Origin of the sequence: Rhizobium sp. SSA_523, assembly GCF_030435705.1 — a bacterium.
Taxonomy (GTDB): domain Bacteria; phylum Pseudomonadota; class Alphaproteobacteria; order Rhizobiales; family Rhizobiaceae; genus Neorhizobium.
In genome coordinates this window covers 3,280,982-3,301,202 of sequence record NZ_CP129382.1, presented here as the reverse complement: position 1 = coordinate 3,301,202, position 20,221 = coordinate 3,280,982, and the positions used below count along the sequence as shown (strand labels likewise).

The following is a 20,221-nucleotide window of genomic DNA, read 5'->3' as shown; positions in this document are numbered from 1 at the left end:
CCACGCCTCCTCTTACCTGCAATCCGGTTCCGCCATGGAAAAACGTGCCGTCTTCCGAAGCGGATGGGTCCCGCTGGCTTTCGCCCTGCCGCAATTGGTCCTGATCCTGCTGTTCTTCTACTGGCCCGTTGCGGCTGTGGTCGATTGGGCCTTTACCCTGGAACCGCCCTTCGGCGGTCCGGCCGCCTTTGTCGGCTTCGCCAATTTCCGGGATGCCTTCGCCGATCCCTTTTACTGGGATTCGGTTCTCGTCAGTCTTGTCTTTGCGACGGTCGGGGCCCTGTCGGCGATCCTGATCGGCCTCGTGCTGGCCCTTGCGGTCGACCGGCACCTGCCCGGCACCGGCCTTTTCCGCGTCATCTATATCCTCCCTTTCGCCGTGGCCGGTCCGGCAGCGGGCATGGCCTTCCGCTTCATTCTCGCGCCGGAGCGGGGTCTGGCCGCGTCGTTGAACGCCCTCTGGCCGGACGTCTGGAACCCGGCCAAATATGGCGACCACGCCCTGGTGCTGATCATCATCATCTTTGTCTGGAAATGGTCCGGCTATACCTTCATCTTCCTGCTGGCCGGCTTGCAATCGGTGCCGCGCAGCCTTAGCGAAGCCGCAGCCATGGATGGCGCGGGCCCGTTCCGGCGGGCGGTCGATGTGCAGATCCCGCTTCTCGCCCCGACGCTCTTCTTCCTTCTGGTCACGATGATGACCGAGGGTTTCGTCGGTTCCGACACTTTCGGCATCGTCCATGCAGTCACCGCAGGCGGACCGAACCGGGCCACCGAACTCATGGTCTTCCGGATCGTCGACGAGGCCTTCCACGGTCTGAATTACTCCGGCGCCTCGGCACAGAGCATCATCCTGATCGGCCTGATCATGATCTTTACCTTCATCCAGTTCCGCTTCATCGAGAAGCGGGTGCACTACAAGTGAGCCCGAGATGATCCAGCGCACGCCCCTGGCCGATGCCGTCACCTATGCCATCCTCATGGCCGGCTTTCTTTTGCTCATCGGACCCTTCCTGATGATCATCGCCGGCGCCAGCCAGAGCTTGCAGCAAGTCAACAGCATTCCCTTCAGCTTCCTCCCGCAGGACCAGTTCCTGGTCAATGTCCAGGAGGCCTGGCGCCGCGGCGATCTCGGCACGGCCATGACCAACAGTCTGGTGATGGCGATCATCGTCGTCCTCGGCAAGATCGCCCTCTCGGCGATGACGGCCTTCGCCATCGTCTTCTTCCGCTCGCCGGCCAGGCACCTCTTCTTCTGGAGTGTCTTCATCACCCTGATGCTGCCGCTCGAAGTGCGTGTCGTCCCGACCTATGCCGTGGCGGCGGATCTGCTGGCGCCGGTGAAATCGCTCCTGTCGCTGGTCAGCAGCGTGCAGATCTCGGTCGAATGGAATCTCCTGAACTCCTATGCGGGCCTGACGCTTCCTCTGGTCGCGACGGCCACCGGCACCTTCCTCTACCGGCAATTCTTCATGACGCTTCCGGACGAACTGGCGGAGGCGGCGCGCATGGACGGATCCGGTCCGGTGCGCTTCTTCTTCGACATGCTGCTGCCGCTCTCGCGCACAAACATGCTGGCGCTGGCCGCAATCATGTTCGTCTATGCCTGGAACCAGTATCTCTGGCCGCTCCTCATGGTCACCGAGCCACCCTACAAGACGGCGATGATGTCGCTGCGCTCGCTGCTGCCGAGGGAGGACGCGACGCCGGACTGGAATGTCACGCTTGCCGGCTCGCTGCTGATCATGATCCCGCCGCTCATCGTGGTGGGCATCCTGCAGCGCTGGTTCGTGCGCGGGCTGGTGTCTTCCGACAAATGATCTTTCTTCCTCGGCAGGCACAGCCAACGCAACCAGAAGCAAGCGAGCAGACACAGGCAAGCAGAGACTGAAGACCCAGTGACTAAAACCAGCGACTAAAACAAGTGACTAAACCAGCGACTGGCGATCAGAAACAGGACATCAGGGACAGGGTATCCAAAGACAATGGCAGACATCGATATCCGCGCCGTGCGCAAGACCTATGGCAAGACTGCGGTTCTTGAAAGCGTCGACCTCTCCTTTGCCTCGGGCGAGTTCGTCGTCATTCTCGGGCCGTCGGGCTGCGGCAAATCCACGCTTTTGCGCATGATCGCCGGGCTTGAGGAGATCACCGGCGGCGAGATCGCCATCGACGGACGGGTCGTCAACCGGCTGGAGCCGCGCGAGCGGGGCTGTGCCATGGTGTTCCAGAACTATGCGCTTTATCCGCATATGTCGGTTGCGGACAATATCGGCTATGCTTTGAAAGTGGCCGGGGTCTCGAGAACCGAACGCGAGCGGCGCATTGCAGAAACGGCGAAGATCGTGAGCCTTCAGGATTTCCTCGCACGCAAGCCCGCCGCCCTGTCCGGCGGGCAGAGGCAGCGCGTCGCCATGGCCCGCGCCATCATCCGCGAGCCCAAGGTCTTCCTGTTCGACGAGCCGCTCTCCAATCTCGATGCCAAACTGCGCGTATCCATGCGCGCCGAAATACGCAAGCTGCATCAACGCCTTTCGGCCACCTCGGTCTTCGTGACGCATGATCAGGTGGAAGCCATGACGCTGGCAGACAGGCTCGTGGTCATGAACCGGGGCAAGGTCGAACAGGTCGGCCATCCTCTGGAAATCTATCACCGTCCGGCCAGCACCTTCGTCGCCTCCTTCATCGGCGCACCGGCGATGAACCTGTTTCGCGCCCGCGTCGAGGTGGAAAGTGCAAATCTTCATTATGCAGGCGTCCAGATCGCGATGAACCCGGATCTCGCCGCCGCATTGCGCGGCCGTGACGTCACCGTCGGCATCCGCCCCGAACATTGCCGGTTCGGATCGGGCGAAGCGGGTATCAAGGTTCGCGCCGAATTGCTTGAGGAGCTTGGTGCCGGCCGGGTCGTCTACTGCGAAAGCTCAGAGGGCGATTTTGCCGTCTCCCTCGGCGAGCAGAGCCGAATCGCCGCCGGCGACACCCTCCGTCTCGAGCTGCCAAGCGAGCATCTGCACCTGTTCGACAGCGACACCGGACGCCGCCTGGACCCCGTCGGGCAGGAATCGCTGCCGCTCGCCACTCCCTTACCGTCAACTGATATTGCGAGAGCCACATCATGAACGACATCATTTCCGCCATCGGGTTTTGCAACCGCACAGGCCGGGGCGACCTGTCCCTGTTGGACGAATCCCTGCGCGAGATTGCCGATACCGGCGCAACTGCCTGTGAGATCGGTGTTTACGGCGAAGAAATCATTGCCGGAGGACGGATCATCGCGGATCGGACGCAACGTCTCGAACAGATCGTCCGGGCCTATGATTTCAAGAAACTCTCGCTGCACGGCCAGATCGTTTCCAACTTCATGGACCGCCAGCACCTGCCGCTGCAGAAGAAGGTGGTTCGCGCCATGCTGGAATTGTGCGACAGGCTCGGCGCCGGCATTCTCGTGCATCATTGCGGCTCTGCCCAATTGGCGGAGGGAGAAAGCGGCGCAGATCTCGACCAGATGGAACGGGATGCTCTGTCAGAAATGGCCGATATCGCCAAATCATACGGCGTCCGCATTGCTCTGGAAAATATCTTCACCACGGAGCGCGGCCAGTATCGGCAGACGCCAAGCCAGGTGGCCGCTACCGTTCGTGCCATCGGCCACGATAATCTCGTGGCGCTGATCGATTTCAGTCACGCCTATATCGAGGCCACCTACAAGCAGCTCGATTTCCGTCAGGAGTTGCGGGCAATGGCGCCGGTGACAGGCCATCTTCACGTGCATGACAGTTTTGGCCTTCCCTATACGATGGAGCGCTTCTTCCATCCGGCCGAGGCAACGGCGCTTGGCATTGGCGATCTTCATCTGCCGATCGGCTGGGGCGATATCGCCTGGGACGAGATTTTCGCGGAGCTGACCTTCCTGCCCGATACGACGCTGATCATGGAGATCGGCGCCGAACGCTTCAAGGATCAGCAGCCGGCCTGCCTGGCCGAGGCGCGGCGGCTCGCCGGCCTGGTGTCAGGGTGAGACCTTCGCGCGATAAGCCATCGGTCCGGTCACGCATGGCGCGACAAGCTCCTGGCCTCATAGGTTCCGGGGGCCCGGGGTCCGGGCCTCTTGGGCTCTTGGGCTCTTGGGCTCTTGGGCTCTTGGGCTCTTGGGCTCTTGGGCGCTGGTCCCTGCCCCGTCCGCCCATTGCAAGCCGCATGCTTGCGGCATGGCGTATCCCGCAGTCCTTGTCGCGTATTAACCATTCAACCCTCGCTGAGACGGTTTATTAGCAAAAACTTCAGACGTTCTGGGGCAGGCTCATCTCCATTGGGATCATCCCGCCGGCCCTTCGTGGCACGGCAGGTCTGGGGAAATTGCCGTGTCCACCACGCATCACGCCGCTCTGCGCGGTTTCATCGCCGAAAACTTCCTGTTCCGCAGCGATGCGGATATCGATGATTCACAATCGCTGCTGGATAGCGGCGTGATGGATTCCACCGGCGTTCTGGAGCTCATCGCCTTTCTTGAGGCCGAATACGGGATTGCGGTTGCCGACCACGAGATCGTGCCGGACAATCTCGATAGCGTGCAGCGGATCGCCACCTATCTCTCGGGCAAGCTGGAAGCCGCTTGATCGGCCAAAAGAGCGAGCGGGTGATGCGGATCGAATCCTGCCTCTCTGTCAGTGCCCGGCAATGGCCCGACAAACTCGCGCTTGTCACCGGCGAAACGCGCTTGACCTATGGAATGCTTCTGGATCAGGTCCGGCGGCTGTCGGCAGGCCTCGCCTCGCTCGGGATCGGCCGGGGGGATCGCCTGCTCTTCGTGCTGGAAAACGGCGCGGAGGCCGTCATCGCCCTCTTTGCCAGCTGGACCCTTGGCGCCGTCGCCTGTCCCCTGCACCCGACGATCAAGGCCGAAAAGCTCGCCGACATCCTGTCCAGCACCAGAGCAGCCGCCATTATCACGCAGACGAAAACCGCGGATATTGCCGAGGCGGCCTTGGCGAAGGTGGGACTGGCCAGGACACAGCGTGAGCCCCACCTGATCGTGACGGATCTTCCGGCAGACACGGCGAACGGTTCCTCCTCTGCCGCTCCGGTCATTAGCCCGCCGGATCGCCTGCCCTTTCGGCGCCAGTCACTGACGAAGCTGATGCAGATGCCGGGGCTCGCTCAGCCTGAACCGGACCTGCGGGACGATGAGCTGGCGCTTCTCATTCACACATCGGGTTCGACAGGCAGGCCAAAGGGCGTGATGCTCACCCATGCCAATCTCCATTTCGCCGGCCATGCCATTGTTGATTACCTGCGCCTGAACAAGGATGACGTGGTGATGAGCGTCCTGCCCCTGTCCTTCGGCTACGGCCTGACGCAGATGCTGACCGCTTTCCTGTCCGGCGCAACGCTGGTGCTGGAGCGCAGCTTTGCCTTCCCCCGCATCATTCTGGATCTGGCGCGGCGCGAAAGGGCGAGTGTCATGCCTCTGGTCCCGGCCATGGCCGGCATGATCACGGCCATGCGGGATCTCGAACCAGGCGCGCTGCCGCACCTGCGGCTGCTGACCAGCGCTGCGGCCGCCATGCCGCCGGCAACGGGGGAGGCTCTCCAACACCTCTTCCCTCAGGCCGAGATCGTGCTGATGTATGGCCAGACGGAATGCATCCGCACGGCCTATCTCCCGCCGGATCTGCGCCGCGCGCATCCGCTCTCCGTCGGCAGGCCGCTCAGCGGCACGCAGATCCTGATTGTCGACGACAATCTGTGCGCCGTGCCGACTGGCAAAACCGGCGAGCTTCTGGTTCGCGGCCCGCATGTCATGGCCGGCTATTGGGAAGATGCGGTCGCCACGGCCAAGGCGATTGTCGAGCGGGATGGCGTAGAATGGCTGCGGACCGGCGATCTCTTTCGCCTCGATGAATCCGGCCTGCTCTATTTCATTTCCCGCAAGGACGACATCATCAAGACGCGGGGTGAAAAAGTCAGCCCGCAGGAAGTCGAGCGCGTTCTCTATGCCATTCCGGGCATAGTGGAAGCGGCCGTCGAAGGGTCGCCGGACCCACTGCTGGGCCAGGTCGTGAAGGCGCATGTCGTGGCTGCGCCCGGTGTCGGCCTGACCGAACGCCAGATCCGCCGGCACTGCGCCGAAAGCCTTGAGGATTTCATGGTGCCGAAACTGGTGGAATTCCACGAGAGCCTGCCCCGGACGGAGAGCGGCAAGATCCGCCTTTCGCACGGCAAGCCTGCAGCAAACCCCGCATGGACACCTTCAGAGAACTGACCGTTCAGAGAATTGACCTCTTCAGAAAGGACTGATGGCATGAACCTCATCAAAGCTGCCGCGACGCCTGCGGCATCGCGCTTCGGTCCCGATGCGCTGATCCTTGACGCCGAAGCGGAGATCGAGCGGATCTGCGAATGGCTGCGCCAGACGGTAGGGCGGGATCTGCGAAAGCGCGGCGCCGTCCTCGGCCTTTCCGGCGGCATTGATTCCAGCGTCACGGCGGCTTTGTGCGCGCGTGCGCTCGGGCCGTCCAAGACGGTCGGCATCTTCATGCCGGAGCAGGATTCCGATCCGGACAGCCTGCGCCTTGGCCGTGCGCTTGCCGAGCGCCTGCAGATCGAGACCGTGCTCGAGGATATCGCTCCCAGCCTTTCGGCCGCCGGCTGCTATCGGCGCCGCGACGATTTCATCCGGCAGATCGTGCCGGACTTCGCAGAGGGTTGGGGATGCAAGGTGGTCCTGGAGGATGCGCTGGCCGGACGCGGCTACAATATTTCCTGGCTGGTGGTCGCCGATCGGCAAGGGGAACAGAGCCGCCACCGCATGCCGCTCGAGGTCTATCTCGGCATGATCGCTGCAGCCAATATGAAGCAGCGGACGCGCAAGCAGATTGAATATTACCATGCGGACCGGCTGAATTACGCCGTTGCCGGCACGCCCAACCGCCTCGAATATGATCAGGGCTTCTTCGTCAAGAACGGCGACGGCGCGGCCGACTTCAAGCCGATCGCGCATCTCTACAAGAGCCAGGTCTATCAGCTGGCAGAGGCACTTGGCGTTCCCGAGGAAATCTGCCGCCGGCCGCCGACGACGGATACCTGGTCCCTGCCGCAAGGCCAGGATGAGTATTACTTCTCGCTGCCCTATCGGGAAATGGATCTGTGCCTTTACGCGCTCGATCATTCCGTCGCCGCCGAGGAGGCGGCCGAGGCGACCGGGCTTACGCCGGCTCAGGTCGAGGCGGTCTGGAAGAATATCCATGCCAAGCGCAAGGTCGCGCATTACCTGCACGCCGCTCCGGCCACCCTCCTGCAGGATCAGCCCACGGTCTGATCCTGTGCCGGATGTCAGTCTTCGAAGCGATCGCCGATCAACCGCATCCATCCCTCGCCCGCAAGGCCGCTGGCGAGCGCCGAGGCATTTGAAAACGGCGCCAGCAGTGCCTTGTCCCTGGCATGGACGATGTAGAAGGTCCGCGACAGGAAGATGACGCCGCGGCTCATCAAGGCATTGTTCAGCCAGGGCTGCGCGCCGCCGCGAAGGCCGGCGCAGCCAAACGCATCCGCATTGCTGAACAGGTCATCGATCAAGCGGCTGGAGAGAGCCGCAGGCGACACGGCCTGCATGACCCAGCCGATGGCACCTTCGCGGCGGAAATAGGCATAGGCGGCAAGCGGCTTTCCATCCGCGCCGCTTGCCACGCGATAGCACGGCTCGCCATACATCCGCTTCTGCGCCGCCTGCCGCGCCACCCAGTCGAGCGTAGCGGGATCCCAGTCCGGCCGCAGAGGATAGAGATGCGACAGGTCCAGAAGTGCGGCCTGGAAGCTCTGTCGGTCGACATCGGCAAAAGCGGGGCCGCGCGTGACGCGGGCCAGGTCGGGCCGCCAGATCTCCGGCGCCATGCGCAGGAGGATCGGATCGGCGATCTTGGCAAGCGGGGATAGAATACGTGCCGCGGGCAGCCGCCAGGCGAGCGTCGCGAGGCCCGCGGCCATGGGCCTGAAGACCCGCAGCCAGGTCAGGCTGTAATCCGTCGTGTGGGAATGCCCCATGTTCTGCCACATCCGCAGCGCCGTGGCATTGGCAGTCTGGCTGATCGAAAGATCCTGCGGTCCCTTCGCGAAACTGCGCAGCAGTCGTGCCCCCGCCAACGGATAGCGCTCGGGATCATCGACGGCGAAGGAGCCGGAAAAGGCCGCGGTGATCTGGCGCTCACCATGGATCATCGGCTGAACGTGCACGCCGATGAAGCCGCGAATGTCACCCGCCTCGTCGACGAAAACCTTGGAGGAAATGGCCGGATCATACCAGGGATAATCAAGATAGCTGTCGCTAAGGACCCGCAGGAGATCGTCCGTGCTTGGCGTGTTCCTTCGGCGGAAGGCCTGGGTGAAAAGCCGGGCGACGGCAGGCAAGTCCTGCGGAACGAGTGACCGTACCGCGGTAGCGCTGTCTGAAGACCCCTCCGTCATGTCCATCCTGTCTGACCCTAAGCAGGTTCCGGAAAGTGTCCTACGTTTTCCGACCAGAACCTGCGTCAAAACAATCAACTCAGCGGACGAGCTTTGGCAGGCCAATGCAAGTCTGCTTAGGCGGGCGACAGTGTCATATGTGATTGAAGATTACCTTAAGAAAAGCGCCATGTTCAAGGTGCACGACCGCTTTGAAATTCCTGTTCCGCCCACGAAAAAAGGCCCCCGCGCATGCCTGCGCCGGAGCCCTCTGTTTCAGCCTTCAGCCACTATTACATCCAATAGGGCGGAACACCGTAATAGTCGTAGATCGTCCTGTCATTGTTGCGATGCCAGCTGTCGTCGTCGAGAGACTGGTAGCGCGGAGCGGCCGTGATCTGCTCCTTGGTCATGTCGATGCGGTAGCCGTCAAGCTCCTCATCATAGGTCAGCTTTTCCCACGGCAGCGGATAGTAATCGTCGCCGATCCCGAGGAAGCCGCCGAAACTCAGAACGGCATAGGCGACCTTGCCGCCACGCTTCTCCAGAAGGATACGCTCGATGCTACCGATCCGCTTGCCGTCAGCACCATAGACGCTGGTGCCTTCGACCTTGTCGCTTGCGATCAGAGCGTAATTGTCCTTGACGTAGGGATCCTGTCCCTGGCGCGGTTCTTGATGCAACATGTGACATCTCCTTCTTCTTCAGCCCTGCCAATCGGCAAAGCTTCTGAGAGAGTGCCCTGCGCCCGGTCTGGACACAAAAGTGACACTCCAAGTCCGTATCTCCGTGACCCATATTCTTCGAACATCCGTATTGATCTTCGATACGAGGCACTGGACTTGGAAAACGCCGGGACGCCGTCGAGGTTCCAAATTTTGACCTCCGGGCCTCTGCATCCGATTGACGTTTACGTCAAAGTTATTTAGCGTGAAGGGGTTAGGGGTCTATCTTGACCAGGATCAATAGTGTCTGCGCAGTGGGAGTGGAGGCCTGTCGCGCATGGCACAATCAGGAGGAGCTGCCGCGATGAACGATGTTTCCAAAGCACAGACACAGCCGGCGGCGACGAAGGTATGGCTGAACGCCTATCCGCCCTCGGTTCCAGCGGAATTACCCCCGCTCGCGCACCGGTCGATCGGCCAGCTCTTCGAGGATTGCTGCAGCCGCTTTGCGAGCCGGCCGGCCTTCACCAGCATGGGCAAGACGATCACTTTCAGCGAATTGGAAGAGGCCACCCGGCGCATCGCCGCCTGGCTGCAATCGCTCGGCCTTGCCAAGGGCGACCGTGTGGCCGTCATGATGCCGAACATCCTGCAGAATCCGGTAGCCGTCTACGGCATTTTGCGGGCGGGCCTGGTGGTGGTCAACGTCAACCCCCTCTACACACCGCGCGAGCTGGAGCATCAGCTGAACGATTCGGGCGCCCGGGCAATCTTCGTTCTGGAAAATTTCGCCCATACCGTGGAGCAGGTAGTTGGCCGCACCGATGTGAAACATGTGGTCATTACCAGCATGGGCGACATGCTGGGCCTCAAGGGCCATATCGTGAATTTCATCGTGCGCCGGGTCAAGAAGCTCGTGCCCGCCTTCTCCATTCCGACCGCCTTGAGCTTCAAGAGCGTCTTCGAGGCCGGGCGCGGCAAGCAGCTGACGGCTCTGGACAGCGACCTCGATGATATCGCATTCCTGCAATATACGGGCGGGACGACAGGCATTTCCAAGGGCGCCATGCTCACCCATCGCAATCTCCTGTCCAACAAGGAGCAGATGGCCCTGTGGCTGGAAAGCGCCTTCCTGTCGCGCAATCGCCCGGACGTGCTGACCTTCCTGTGCGCGCTCCCGCTCTATCATATCTTTGCGCTGACGGTGAATTCGCTGATGGGCGTAACGCTCGGCGCGCATAATGTGCTGATTGCCAATCCGCGTGACCTGCCTGCTTTGGTGAAGGAGATTGCCCAGCACAAGATCCATATCTTCCCGGGCCTCAACACCCTGTTCAATGCCCTGATGAACAATGCCGACTTCCAGAAGATCGATCACTCGTCGCTGCTGATGGTCTTCGGCGGCGGCATGGCTGTGCAGAGGCCGGTGGCGGAGCGCTGGCACATGATGACCGGCTGCCCGATCACCGAAGGCTACGGCCTGTCGGAGACCTCGCCGGTCGCTACCGCAAACCGGATCGACACCACCGAGTTCACCGGCACCATCGGCCTGCCCGTTCCCTCGACAGATGTCAGCATTCGCGATGATGACGGCAATGCGCTTTCCTTCGGCGAAGTGGGCGAGATCTGCATTCGCGGGCCGCAGGTGATGGCCGGCTACTGGAAAAGGCCTGATGAAACGGCAAAAGCCATGACCGATGACGGCTTTTTCAGAACCGGCGATATGGGTTTCATGGACGAACGGGGCTTCACCAAGATCGTCGATCGCAAGAAGGACATGATCCTGGTGTCCGGCTTCAACGTCTATCCGAACGAGGTGGAAGAGGTGGCCGCCATGCATCCCGGCGTGCTGGAATGCGCGGCCGTCGGCATACCGGACGCGAATTCCGGCGAGGCGGTCAAACTCTTCGTCGTCAAACGCAATGCGGCCTTGACGGAAGCCGATCTCAAGGCCCATTGCGCCGAGAACCTGACCAATTACAAGCGACCCCGCTTCATCGAATTCCGCGATGACTTGCCGAAGACGCCGGTCGGCAAGATCCTGCGCCGGGAGCTGCGCCCAAAGTGATGCTTGTGGATTATCGTCACGAATAGTGATTGGCGCAGGATGGACGCCCGGCGGCCGTTCCGATAGACCGTCTACACGAAGGAAGGTCGATCGGCCGCCAATTGAGCCAGGATGCGTCGTGCCGAAAGTCTATTCCCCTGCCCCCGGCCGATCGGTCTGCCCGATTTCGATAATGCTGCTGATGATGATGATGCTATGCGGTTGCGTCAGCCGCGCTGAGGGCGTCTTGATCCCGGAAAAGGTCAATATTGCCGGCGCGTCTCGCGTCGACATCATGGTTGCAACGACGCGCCAGGCCTCGAACCGGCCGGGCTTCCTGTTTTCCGGCGAGCGTGGCAAGCAGCCGGAGATCACCGAGATCCAGGTATCCATACCGCCGGCCAGCAACCGCCAGGTCGGACAGGTGCAGTGGCCGCGGCGCCTGCCGGCCGATCCGGCAAAGGAATTCGCCACCATCGCAGTCGAACCGCTCACGGTTCCGGCGGCGGGCCGATGGCTGAAGTCGCATCTGCCGAAAAGCCGGCGCGTGCTTGTCTTCATCCATGGCTTCAACAACCAGTATGAGGATGCCGTCTATCGTTTTGCCCAGATCGTTCATGATAGCGGCGCCGATGTTGCGCCCATCCTGTTCACCTGGCCCTCGCGCGGCAGTATCTTTGCCTATAATTACGACAAGGAAAGCGCCAATTACTCGCGTGATGCGCTGGAAACGCTGCTGCGCCAGGTCGCTCATGATCCGGCCGTCGATGAAGTGACGATCATGGCCCATTCCATGGGATCATGGCTGACGGTCGAGGCCCTTCGCCAGATGGCGATCCGCGACGGCAAGGTGGCTCGCAAGATCCAGAACGTGATCCTCGCATCTCCCGATCTCGATGTGGACGTCTTCGGCCAGCAATTGGACGAGATCGGCCAGCCGAGACCGAAATTTTCGCTCTTCGTATCGAGGGATGATCGTGCGCTGCAGCTATCCAAGCGCATTTCCGGCAATGTCGACCGGTTGGGGCAGATCGACCCGACGCAGGAACCCTATCGGTCGCAGCTGGAAACGGCGGGAATCACCGTCCTCGACCTGACGGCGCTGCGCAGCGGCGATCCGCTCAATCACGGTAAATTTGCCGAGAGCCCCTATGTGGTGAAGCTCCTCGGCAACCGGCTGATCGCCGGCCAGACGGTGACGGATTCGAATGTGGGCCTTGGCGAGGGCCTGGGCGCGCTCGCCATCGGCACTGCGCAAACGGTCGGTAGTGCTGCAAGCGTTGCCGTGAGCGCCCCGATCGCCATTTTCGATCCCAATACGCGCCGCACCTATGACGATCAGATCAACCGTTTCGGTGCAAGTCTGGGCGGTACGCTGCAGACGGCGGTCGGGCAGTAAGCGAATGCCGCGCGCTTGATTTGCCGGGGAAAGCGAATAGGTTCGTCTCACCCATTATGACCCGTGAGGAGTGCCATGCAGGCGATCGTCGACCAACTCAAATCCACCGCCGCCGAAACCTCCGCCACCGACCTGCGTGCCGCCTTTGCGGCGGATCCAGCCCGGTTCGAGACATTCAGCGCGCGTTTTGACGACCTCCTGATGGATTACTCAAAATGCGCCGTCAACGAGCGCATCATGGCGTTGCTGGAGACCCTGTTTACCGAGCGCGGCGTGGCCGAGAAACGCGAGGACATGTTCTCCGGCAAGGCGATCAACTTCACGGAAAACCGGGCCGTGCTGCACACCGCCCTTCGCAATCGGTCCAATCGGCCGGTGATGGTCGACGGCAAGGATGTGATGCCGGAGGTGAACGCCGTCCTCCAGGCCATGGGCGATTTTTCCCAGGGCATCCGGTCCGGCGCGCTGAAGGGGGCGACCGGCCGGCAGATCACCGATATTGTCAATATCGGCATCGGCGGGTCGGATCTCGGTCCGGTCATGGCCACGCTGGCGCTGGCACCCTTTCACGACGGGCCGCGTGCGCATTTCGTCTCGAATGTCGATGGCGCCCATATTGCCGACACGCTGAAGCTCCTCGATCCGCAAACCACTCTCTTCATCATCGCTTCGAAAACCTTCACCACGATCGAGACGATGACCAATGCCGCCACGGCCCGCGCCTTCATTGCCGAAACTCTGGGCGAGGCGGCGGTGAAACATCATTTCGCGGCCGTCTCCACCGCGCTGGACAAGGTGGCGGCCTTCGGGATCGATAGCGATCGCATCTTCGGTTTCTGGGACTGGGTCGGCGGCCGCTATTCGATCTGGTCCGCTATCGGCCTGCCGCTGATGATCGCCATCGGCCCGGAGAATTTCGGCCGGTTTCTGGATGGCGCGCATGCCATGGACGTGCATTTCCGCGAGGCGCCCGTGCGGGAAAACCTGCCTGCATTGCTTGGCCTGATCGGTTATTACCACCGCAATGTGCTGGATTATCCCTCCCGCGCCATCCTGCCCTATGATCAGAGATTGTCGCGCTTCCCCGCTTATCTGCAGCAGCTGGACATGGAATCGAACGGCAAGGGCGTGACCATTGACGGCACCCCGGTCGAAGGCCAGTCCGGCCCTGTCGTCTGGGGGGAGCCGGGCACCAATGGGCAGCACGCCTTCTACCAGCTGATCCACCAGGGCACGAGCGTCATCCCGGCGGAATTCATGATCGCGGCCAAGGGTTTCGAGCCGAACCTGCGCCATCAGCACGCGCTGCTGATTGCCAATTGCCTGGCCCAATCCGCAGCGCTGATGAAGGGCCGCACGCTGTCGGAGGCCAAGGCTCAGCTGTTGAAGGCGGGAATGGACGATGCCAAGGCGGATCATATCGCGCCGCACCGCGTCTTTACCGGCAATCGTCCCTCGATCACCTTCGTCTATGACCAGCTGACACCTTTCGCGCTGGGCCGCCTGATTGCCCTTTACGAGCATCGCGTCTTCGTCGAAGGCGTGCTGTTCGGCATCAACTCCTTCGATCAGTGGGGCGTCGAGCTCGGCAAGGAACTGGCAACCGGGCTTTTGCCGGTGGTGGAAGGCAAGACGGGTACCGAGGGCCAGGACGCCTCCACCGCAGGCCTGGTGAAGGCATTGATCGGCTAAGCCGGCCACCGCCGAACAAGAGCCAGACGAAAAGGCCGGCTTGCATAGCAGCCGGCCCTTAATTTCTGGGATGCCAAAGGAAGCGCGTCGCAGCCTGTCACGCCCGGCTGTCATCCAGGCTGTCACGCCTGGCTGTCATCCAGGCTGTCACTCCGGGCAGGCATTCCTTGATGGCATTGCTTGATGGAGTGGCAGCCTGCCGGCATAGCCCTTCCCGGTGCTCATTCTGCCGGCACGGCCACCGGATCCAGCGCGTCGATGCCTTCCTGACGATCATAGGCCGTCTGGTCGAGAATGCCCTGGCGCTTGGCAACCAGTGTCGGCACCAGTGCCTGGCCGGCAACGTTGACGGCTGTGCGGCCCATATCGAGAATGGGATCGACGGCCAGCAAGAGGCCGACGCCCTGCAGCGGCAGGCCCAGCGTCGAGAGCGTCAATGTCAGCATGACGGTTGCGCCGGTCAGACCCGCCGTGGCGGCCGAGCCGAGAACCGAGACGAAGACGATCAGCAGATATTCCTGTATGCCGAGCGGAACGCCGTAGAACTGCGCCACGAAGATGGCTGAAATGGCCGGATAGATGGCAGCGCAGCCGTCCATCTTGGTCGTTGCCCCGAGCGGCACGGCGAAGGCCGCATATTCGCGCGGAACCCCGAGATTGCGCTCCGTGACCTGCTCGGTCACCGGCAGGGTGCCGATCGACGAGCGGGAGACGAAAGCCAGCTGGATCGCCGGCCAGGCGGAGGAGAAGAAGCGCAACGGGTTGAGGCCGTGGATGCTAAGCAGGATCGGGTAGACGACGAAGAGTACAAGGGCGAGGCCGATATAGATGGCCGCCGAGAACCAGCCGAGCGAGGCCAGCGCCTCCCAGCCATAGACGGCAACGGCGTTGCCGAGCAGACCGATCGTCCCGATCGGCGTCAGGCGGATGACCCACCACAAGATCTTGCGGGTGATGGCCAGCAGCGAACGGTTGAAGGCGAGGAAGGGTTCGGCCTTTTCGCCCACCTGCAGGGCGGCAATGCCGATGGCGATCGACACGACGAGGATCTGCAGCACGTTGAAGCTGAGCGCCGTTGTCGCACCGCCCGCCGTCACCTTGGTGGAGGCCTGCAGTCCGAGAAGGTTGGCAGGTATGAGGCCCTTCAGGAAATCAAGCCAGGAACCGGTGCTGGACGGCGCTGCCGCCGCTGTTTCGGCAAGGCCGGTATTGAGACCAGGCTGGATGAGCAAGCCGAGGGTGATCCCGATCATGACGGAGATCAAAGCCGTGATCGCGAACCAAAGCAGGGTCTGGCCGACGAGGCGGGCCGCATTGTTCAGCTCGCGCAGATTGGCAATGCTCGCCACGATGGCGGTAAAGATCAGCAGCGGCACCAGGGCGCGCAGCAGCTGGACGAAAATCGAGCCGATGGTGGCCAGAGTCTGCACGAGCCAGTTCGGACCGGTCTCCACCGGTCCCATCTGACGTGCGACATAGCCAAGCATCAAGCCGATGATCATCGCGGCGACCACCTGAAAGCCGAACGAGGCATAAATGGGTTTGTGAGCCCGGGCGGGAGATGGAGACATTTTGAAGGGTCCTTGAGGAGGGCGAGGATAGCCAGGGGCCGCGCTCGCAAAGTGATGATGAAATTATGGGCTTCCCGCCCACATTTTCAACAGACGCTATTGCGCCAACCATCCGACCCGGAGAAATTTATTGCAGCGTCGTGGCCTGTCCGGACAATTTTCAGCGCCAAGCCCTCCGCACAGGCCTCGGCAGCCATGGGCCGCTTTCGTCAGGCCTATGCGGGATCGAGGAGACCGGTCGGCGTCAAAGGCCGATTTCATGCGCGAAGGGCGGGTTTGCACCTGCGCGTGAGACGGTGACGGCGGCCGCTTTCGCACCCAGCGTCAGGGCATCCCTGATGGCCTGATCCGAGAGATTGGCCACCTGCTCTTTGGTGAGAAGGTTCTGCCGCTTTAGCGAAGCCAGTATGCCCGCGTCGAACGTGTCGCCGGCGCCGACCGTATCGACGACAGTGACCCTTTCGCTTGGAACGACGACCTTCTCGGCCTGCGAATACCCTATGGCGCCCTCGGCACCCCGGGTGATCACCACGAGCTTCGCCCCCTGGCCCAGCCAGTAGTTTGCCAGAGTATCATGGTCACCCTCCATGCCGAACCATTCGAGATCCTCATCTGAGAACTTGATGATATCCGACATGGCGGCCATCCGGGCGACGCGCGCATGGTGCTTGGCCTTGTCCTTGATGAAGCCCGGGCGGATGTTGGGGTCGAAGGAGATGACCCTGCGCGTATATTCGCGCGCCATCAGCGTCTCATAGGTTTCGCCGCAGGGTTCCGGAATAAGGCTGATCGCGCCGAAATGCATGGCCTCGATCTCGGATCCTAGCTCCGGCAGATCCTCGCGCGACAGCATTCGACCTGCCGTCCCTTCATCATAGAAGGCATAGGTCGCCTGGCCGTCGACGAGCTTGACGAAGGCGATGGTGGTAGGCCGCGAGGATATGGCACAGAAACGCGCATCGACATGACTGTCCTTCAGCGTCTGCCGCAGGATATCGCCCATCATGTCGTCGGAAAGACCGGTAAAGAAACCCGTCGGCTGGCCCAGCCGGCCAAGAGCAATGGCTGTATTGAAGATGGCGCCGCCGGCATAGGGGGCGAACCCATTTTCGCCGCGGGTCGTCTCGCGCGGCAACATGTCGATAAGGGCTTCGCCGCAGCACAAGATCATCTTTGTCCTCCTCCTCACACCACAGGGCTGTTCTTCAATCGATTAGATCAGCCGCGCGCAAAACACCAGATGCGATGCGCGCGATCCAGCACTCTTGACATCAGGCAACAGGCAGGGCGCCGACGCCGCCATTGCGGGCCGACCATTCGAGCGGCGCATCGAGGAAGCTCTCGACCTCGGAGAGGGTCTTTTCGTCAAACAGTTTCCCTTCGCGTGCCGCGCTCAGCACCTCCCGCCAGGTGGCGATATGGTGCAGCTTGACCCCGCCATGCCGGAAGCGCTGCTGGGCCTCGGGGAAGATACCGTAGAAGAACAGCGCCATGCCGTGATCCACCACGCCGCCCGCTGCACGAATGGCATCGATGAAGGTGAACATGCTGCCGCCGGCCGTTGTCAGATCCTCGATCACCAGGACACGCGCGCCCTGCGGCAGGTGGCCCTCGATCTGCGCGTTGCGGCCGTGTCCCTTCGGCTTCTTGCGGACATAGATCATCGGCAGACCAAGACGATCGGCCAGCAAGGCGGCAAAGGGAATGCCGGCCGTCTCGCCGCCGGCAATGCAGTCGAAGGCTTCGAAGCCTGCATCGCGCATCACGCTGGAGGCGGCAAAATCCATGATGGAGGAGCGGATCCGGGGATAGGACAGAAGCTTGCGGCAATCGATATAGACGGGGCTCGCCATGCCGGATGCCAGTCTGTAGGGCTGTGCCGCATTGAAATGCACCGCGCCGATTTCCCACAGCATCTTGGCCATCAATTCGGCCATGAGCGCGCGGTCTGGGTAAATCATCTGGATCATGCTGCTCTCCGTCATCCATTTGCCTGCGGCGGCAATAGCAGCATCGGAAGCGGTAGACCAGCGGTCTGAACGCTCAGGCGGTGGACCTTTCGCCGGCGAGCATGGCATCGACGGGCGGGCGGGCAATTTCCACCCGGTTGCGGCCATTGCGCTTGGCCAGATAGAGCGCGCTGTCGGCCGCGCTCAGCATGCCCTCGAAGCTGCGCCCCTCGGGATCGCCATAGGCAATGCCGGCACTGACCGTGGCGCGGATCACATGGGAATCGATGCGAATCTCGCGTTCGGAAAAGCTCTTGCGAATGCGCTCCGCCAGCCATTCGGCATAGCCCGGCGCCGAGGACCTGACGACGGCAGCGAATTCCTCGCCGCCCAGCCGCGCCGTCGTGCTGAGCCCGACGGAGGCACCGAGCTCCTGCGCCAGGGCCCGGATCACGGAGTCGCCGACGGCATGGCCATATTGATCATTGATGGATTTGAAGCGGTCGATATCGAAGACGATGACCGCCATCTGATGCGTAAAGACCTGCGTTTCATGCAGGCCGAACAGGGCGCGACGGTTGCGAAGGCCGGTCAGCGAATCCGTCAGGGCCTCGCGGCGATGATGTTCGGTGATCCGCGCCTGATGCACCATCAAAGACATGGCGCCGACGCCTGTCATGCCCGCAATGCTGATGGCGATATTGAGATTCTCCGCCCAGTTCTCGGGCGCGTGGCCGAGAACCCATCGCCCGTCGTGCAGCAGGACGATACCGCACAGGAGGAAGGAGATGCCCGTCAGGGCATAGAGGCCAGCCATGCCGCTCAGCGGCCCTGTTGCCTCTTGCCTGCCCCTCCAGAAGACCAGGGCCGTGGCAAATAGCAGGAGCGCGGCCCAGGCATTGAGGCTGATGAAGGCAATGCCGTCAAACCCTGAGAGCATTGGCGGGCCGGTGAACAGGATGGAGAGCGCCGACCAGATGAGGATCGAGCGCAAGGGGGATCCGCCATGGCAGAACTGGATCGAGGCCGAATAGATGATGGCAAAGCCGATCAACATTAGGCTGGTGCACACAAAGCCCACCAGCGCCGTCGGATACTGGGCATAATAGGAATAGGAGAAAATGCCGGGCACGAGAAAGGCGAGCCCGATCACCCATGTCAGCAGAAAGCCGTCTCGGCGACGGGCCATCCAGGTGCCCATCAGGGTCAGGAGTAGGCAAACAGCCGACACGCCCAGCGACACGAGAAGTGTTTTGTAATCCAGCATCATGCCCCCGTTAGACGCACACAGCATCCCGTCGCAGGTGAAGCTACGCCTCAAATCCTAACGGATTCATTACCGCGAACGGGAGAATAAAAGACAAATTTCGATTTACCGAACGGCCCAATGCAAAGGAAATTTGGGGTCAAAGACAGTAATGGGACCTGCATCCGTGTCGATCTTGGCGGGATAGACAATCGGATCGGGCTGTTTTTCGAGCACGATCGTCTCTTCATTGGCTGGCAGTCCGTACCAGGCTGGACCGTTCAGCGACGCAAATGCTTCCAGCCGATCCAGAGCATTCTCCTCTTCGAAGACATGCGCCAGACAGCTCATCGTGTTGATCGACGTATAGATGCCGGCACAGCCGCAGGCGCATTCCTTGAGGGGATCGACATGCGGGGCGGAATCGGTGCCGAGGAAGAAGCGCTGATCGCCCGAGGTCGCCGCCTTGCGCAGGGCCTGCCGATGATGCTCGCGCTTGGCGACGGGCAGGCAGAAGTAATGCGGGCGAATGCCCCCGACGAGAATGTCGTTGCGATTGATGATCAGGTGATGGGTGGTGATGGAGCCCGCCAGATTGCGATCGGCGGCAAGGATGTAATCAATGCCCTCCTTTGTCGTGACATGTTCCATGGTGACGCGCAGCTCGGGCAGGCGACGGCGAATGAGATCGAGCTTTTCCTCGATGAAGACGGCTTCGCGGTCGAATATGTCGACCTCCGGCGTCGTCACCTCGCCGTGAACGCAAAGCGTGAGGCCGATCCTGGCCATTCGCTCCAGGACAGGCATGACCTTGTCGAGGTCGCGCACCCCGCCATGGGAATTGGTGGTGGCCCCGGCGGGGTAGAGCTTGACGGCGGTGATCAGGCCGGAGCGCTTGCCCTCTTCCACATCGTCAGCATTGGTCTGTTCGGTCAGGTAGAGCGTCATCAGCGGTTCGAAGCGATGGTCTGCCGGCACCGCGGCGAGGATACGATCGCGATAGGCCTTGGCATCCTGGGTCGTTACCACCGGCGGCACCAGGTTCGGCATGATGATGGCACGTCCGAAATGCCGGCTGCTATCGCCGACGACGCCGGCAAGGACGGCGCCGTCCCGCAGGTGAAGATGCCAATCGTCCGGGCGGCGAATGCTGATGGTCTTCATAAGACTTCCCAAGTTCCTGATCCTGTCGACCCTCGCTCTAATACGA

17 protein-coding genes are annotated in these 20,221 nt (G+C 61.8%); 10 read left to right on the top strand and 7 right to left on the bottom strand.

The genetic code is table 11. From position 1 onward, the window contains the following. Window positions 1-34 precede the first annotated feature (34 nt). The 7 genes from QTJ18_RS23940 to nadE all read left to right on the top strand — a co-directional run bounded on the left by QTJ18_RS23940 (window position 35) and on the right by nadE (window position 7,321). Window positions 35-925, top strand: a complete 891-nt coding sequence (locus QTJ18_RS23940; protein ID WP_252753341.1) for a carbohydrate ABC transporter permease — start codon at window positions 35-37, stop codon at window positions 923-925. Window positions 926-932: 7 nt separating this feature from the next. Beyond that, window positions 933-1,820, top strand: a complete 888-nt coding sequence (locus tag QTJ18_RS23935; RefSeq protein ID WP_252753342.1) for an ABC transporter permease subunit — start codon at window positions 933-935, stop codon at window positions 1,818-1,820. A 165-nt stretch (window positions 1,821-1,985) separates the two neighbouring features. Next, a complete protein-coding gene (locus tag QTJ18_RS23930; RefSeq protein WP_252753343.1) occupies window positions 1,986-3,122 on the top strand; it encodes a sn-glycerol-3-phosphate import ATP-binding protein UgpC in 1,137 nt (378 codons plus the stop codon). Next, window positions 3,119-4,021: a sugar phosphate isomerase/epimerase family protein gene (locus QTJ18_RS23925; RefSeq protein ID WP_252753344.1), complete on the top strand. Its 903-nt coding sequence runs from the start codon at window positions 3,119-3,121 to the stop codon at window positions 4,019-4,021. The genes QTJ18_RS23930 and QTJ18_RS23925 overlap by 4 nt, the downstream gene beginning before the upstream one ends. A gap of 343 nt (window positions 4,022-4,364) precedes the next feature. Beyond that, entirely contained in the window at window positions 4,365-4,619 is a 255-nt protein-coding gene (locus QTJ18_RS23920; RefSeq protein WP_252753345.1) for an acyl carrier protein, read from the top strand. Continuing rightward, window positions 4,616-6,265, top strand: a complete 1,650-nt coding sequence (locus tag QTJ18_RS23915; protein ID WP_354669078.1) for a class I adenylate-forming enzyme family protein — start codon at window positions 4,616-4,618, stop codon at window positions 6,263-6,265. Before QTJ18_RS23920 ends, QTJ18_RS23915 begins: the two co-directional genes overlap by 4 nt. A gap of 39 nt (window positions 6,266-6,304) precedes the next feature. Then, entirely contained in the window at window positions 6,305-7,321 is a 1,017-nt protein-coding gene (gene nadE, locus QTJ18_RS23910) for an NAD(+) synthase (RefSeq protein ID WP_252753346.1), read from the top strand. A gap of 14 nt (window positions 7,322-7,335) precedes the next feature. Here nadE and QTJ18_RS23905 read toward each other — a convergent pair whose 3' ends face one another. Together QTJ18_RS23905 and QTJ18_RS23900 are read right to left on the bottom strand one after the other, a co-directional pair. Beyond that, entirely contained in the window at window positions 7,336-8,463 is a 1,128-nt protein-coding gene (locus tag QTJ18_RS23905; protein WP_252753347.1) for a hypothetical protein, read from the bottom strand. 272 nt (window positions 8,464-8,735) lie between these two features. Continuing rightward, entirely contained in the window at window positions 8,736-9,128 is a 393-nt protein-coding gene (locus QTJ18_RS23900; protein WP_252753348.1) for a PRC-barrel domain-containing protein, read from the bottom strand. Between the two features lie 343 nt (window positions 9,129-9,471). On the opposite strand from QTJ18_RS23900, the gene QTJ18_RS23895 reads away from it, so the two are divergent. The 3 genes from QTJ18_RS23895 (at window position 9,472) to pgi (ending at window position 14,245) form a co-directional block, all read left to right on the top strand. Further along, window positions 9,472-11,175: a long-chain-fatty-acid--CoA ligase gene (locus QTJ18_RS23895; RefSeq protein WP_252753349.1), complete on the top strand. Its 1,704-nt coding sequence runs from the start codon at window positions 9,472-9,474 to the stop codon at window positions 11,173-11,175. Between the two features lie 172 nt (window positions 11,176-11,347). Beyond that, the gene (locus QTJ18_RS23890) at window positions 11,348-12,553 is read left to right on the top strand and encodes an alpha/beta hydrolase (RefSeq protein ID WP_252753671.1); all 1,206 of its coding nucleotides are present in this window, start codon (window positions 11,348-11,350) and stop codon (window positions 12,551-12,553) included. 75 nt (window positions 12,554-12,628) lie between these two features. Continuing rightward, window positions 12,629-14,245 carry a glucose-6-phosphate isomerase gene (gene pgi, locus QTJ18_RS23885; protein ID WP_252753350.1) on the top strand — a complete coding sequence of 539 codons (1,617 nt, stop codon included), beginning with the start codon at window positions 12,629-12,631 and terminating at the stop codon, window positions 14,243-14,245. 221 nt (window positions 14,246-14,466) lie between these two features. On the opposite strand, the gene QTJ18_RS23880 is transcribed toward pgi, so the two are convergent. The 5 genes from QTJ18_RS23880 to pyrC form a co-directional block, all read right to left on the bottom strand. Next, window positions 14,467-15,816, bottom strand: a complete 1,350-nt coding sequence (locus tag QTJ18_RS23880; protein ID WP_252753351.1) for a dicarboxylate/amino acid:cation symporter — start codon at window positions 15,814-15,816, stop codon at window positions 14,467-14,469. Window positions 15,817-16,060: 244 nt separating this feature from the next. Then, window positions 16,061-16,987, bottom strand: a complete 927-nt coding sequence (locus QTJ18_RS23875; protein WP_252753352.1) for a carbohydrate kinase family protein — start codon at window positions 16,985-16,987, stop codon at window positions 16,061-16,063. Between the two features lie 100 nt (window positions 16,988-17,087). Then, complete coding sequence (locus QTJ18_RS23870; RefSeq protein ID WP_252753353.1) at window positions 17,088-17,786, bottom strand: orotate phosphoribosyltransferase; 699 nt, start codon at window positions 17,784-17,786, stop codon at window positions 17,088-17,090. 73 nt (window positions 17,787-17,859) lie between these two features. Continuing rightward, window positions 17,860-19,035, bottom strand: a complete 1,176-nt coding sequence (locus QTJ18_RS23865) for a GGDEF domain-containing protein (RefSeq protein WP_252753354.1) — start codon at window positions 19,033-19,035, stop codon at window positions 17,860-17,862. A gap of 102 nt (window positions 19,036-19,137) precedes the next feature. Then, on the bottom strand, window positions 19,138-20,175 hold the full coding sequence (pyrC, locus tag QTJ18_RS23860) for a dihydroorotase (protein ID WP_252753355.1): 1,038 nt from the start codon (window positions 20,173-20,175) through the stop codon (window positions 19,138-19,140). Window positions 20,176-20,221: the final 46 nt, after the last annotated feature.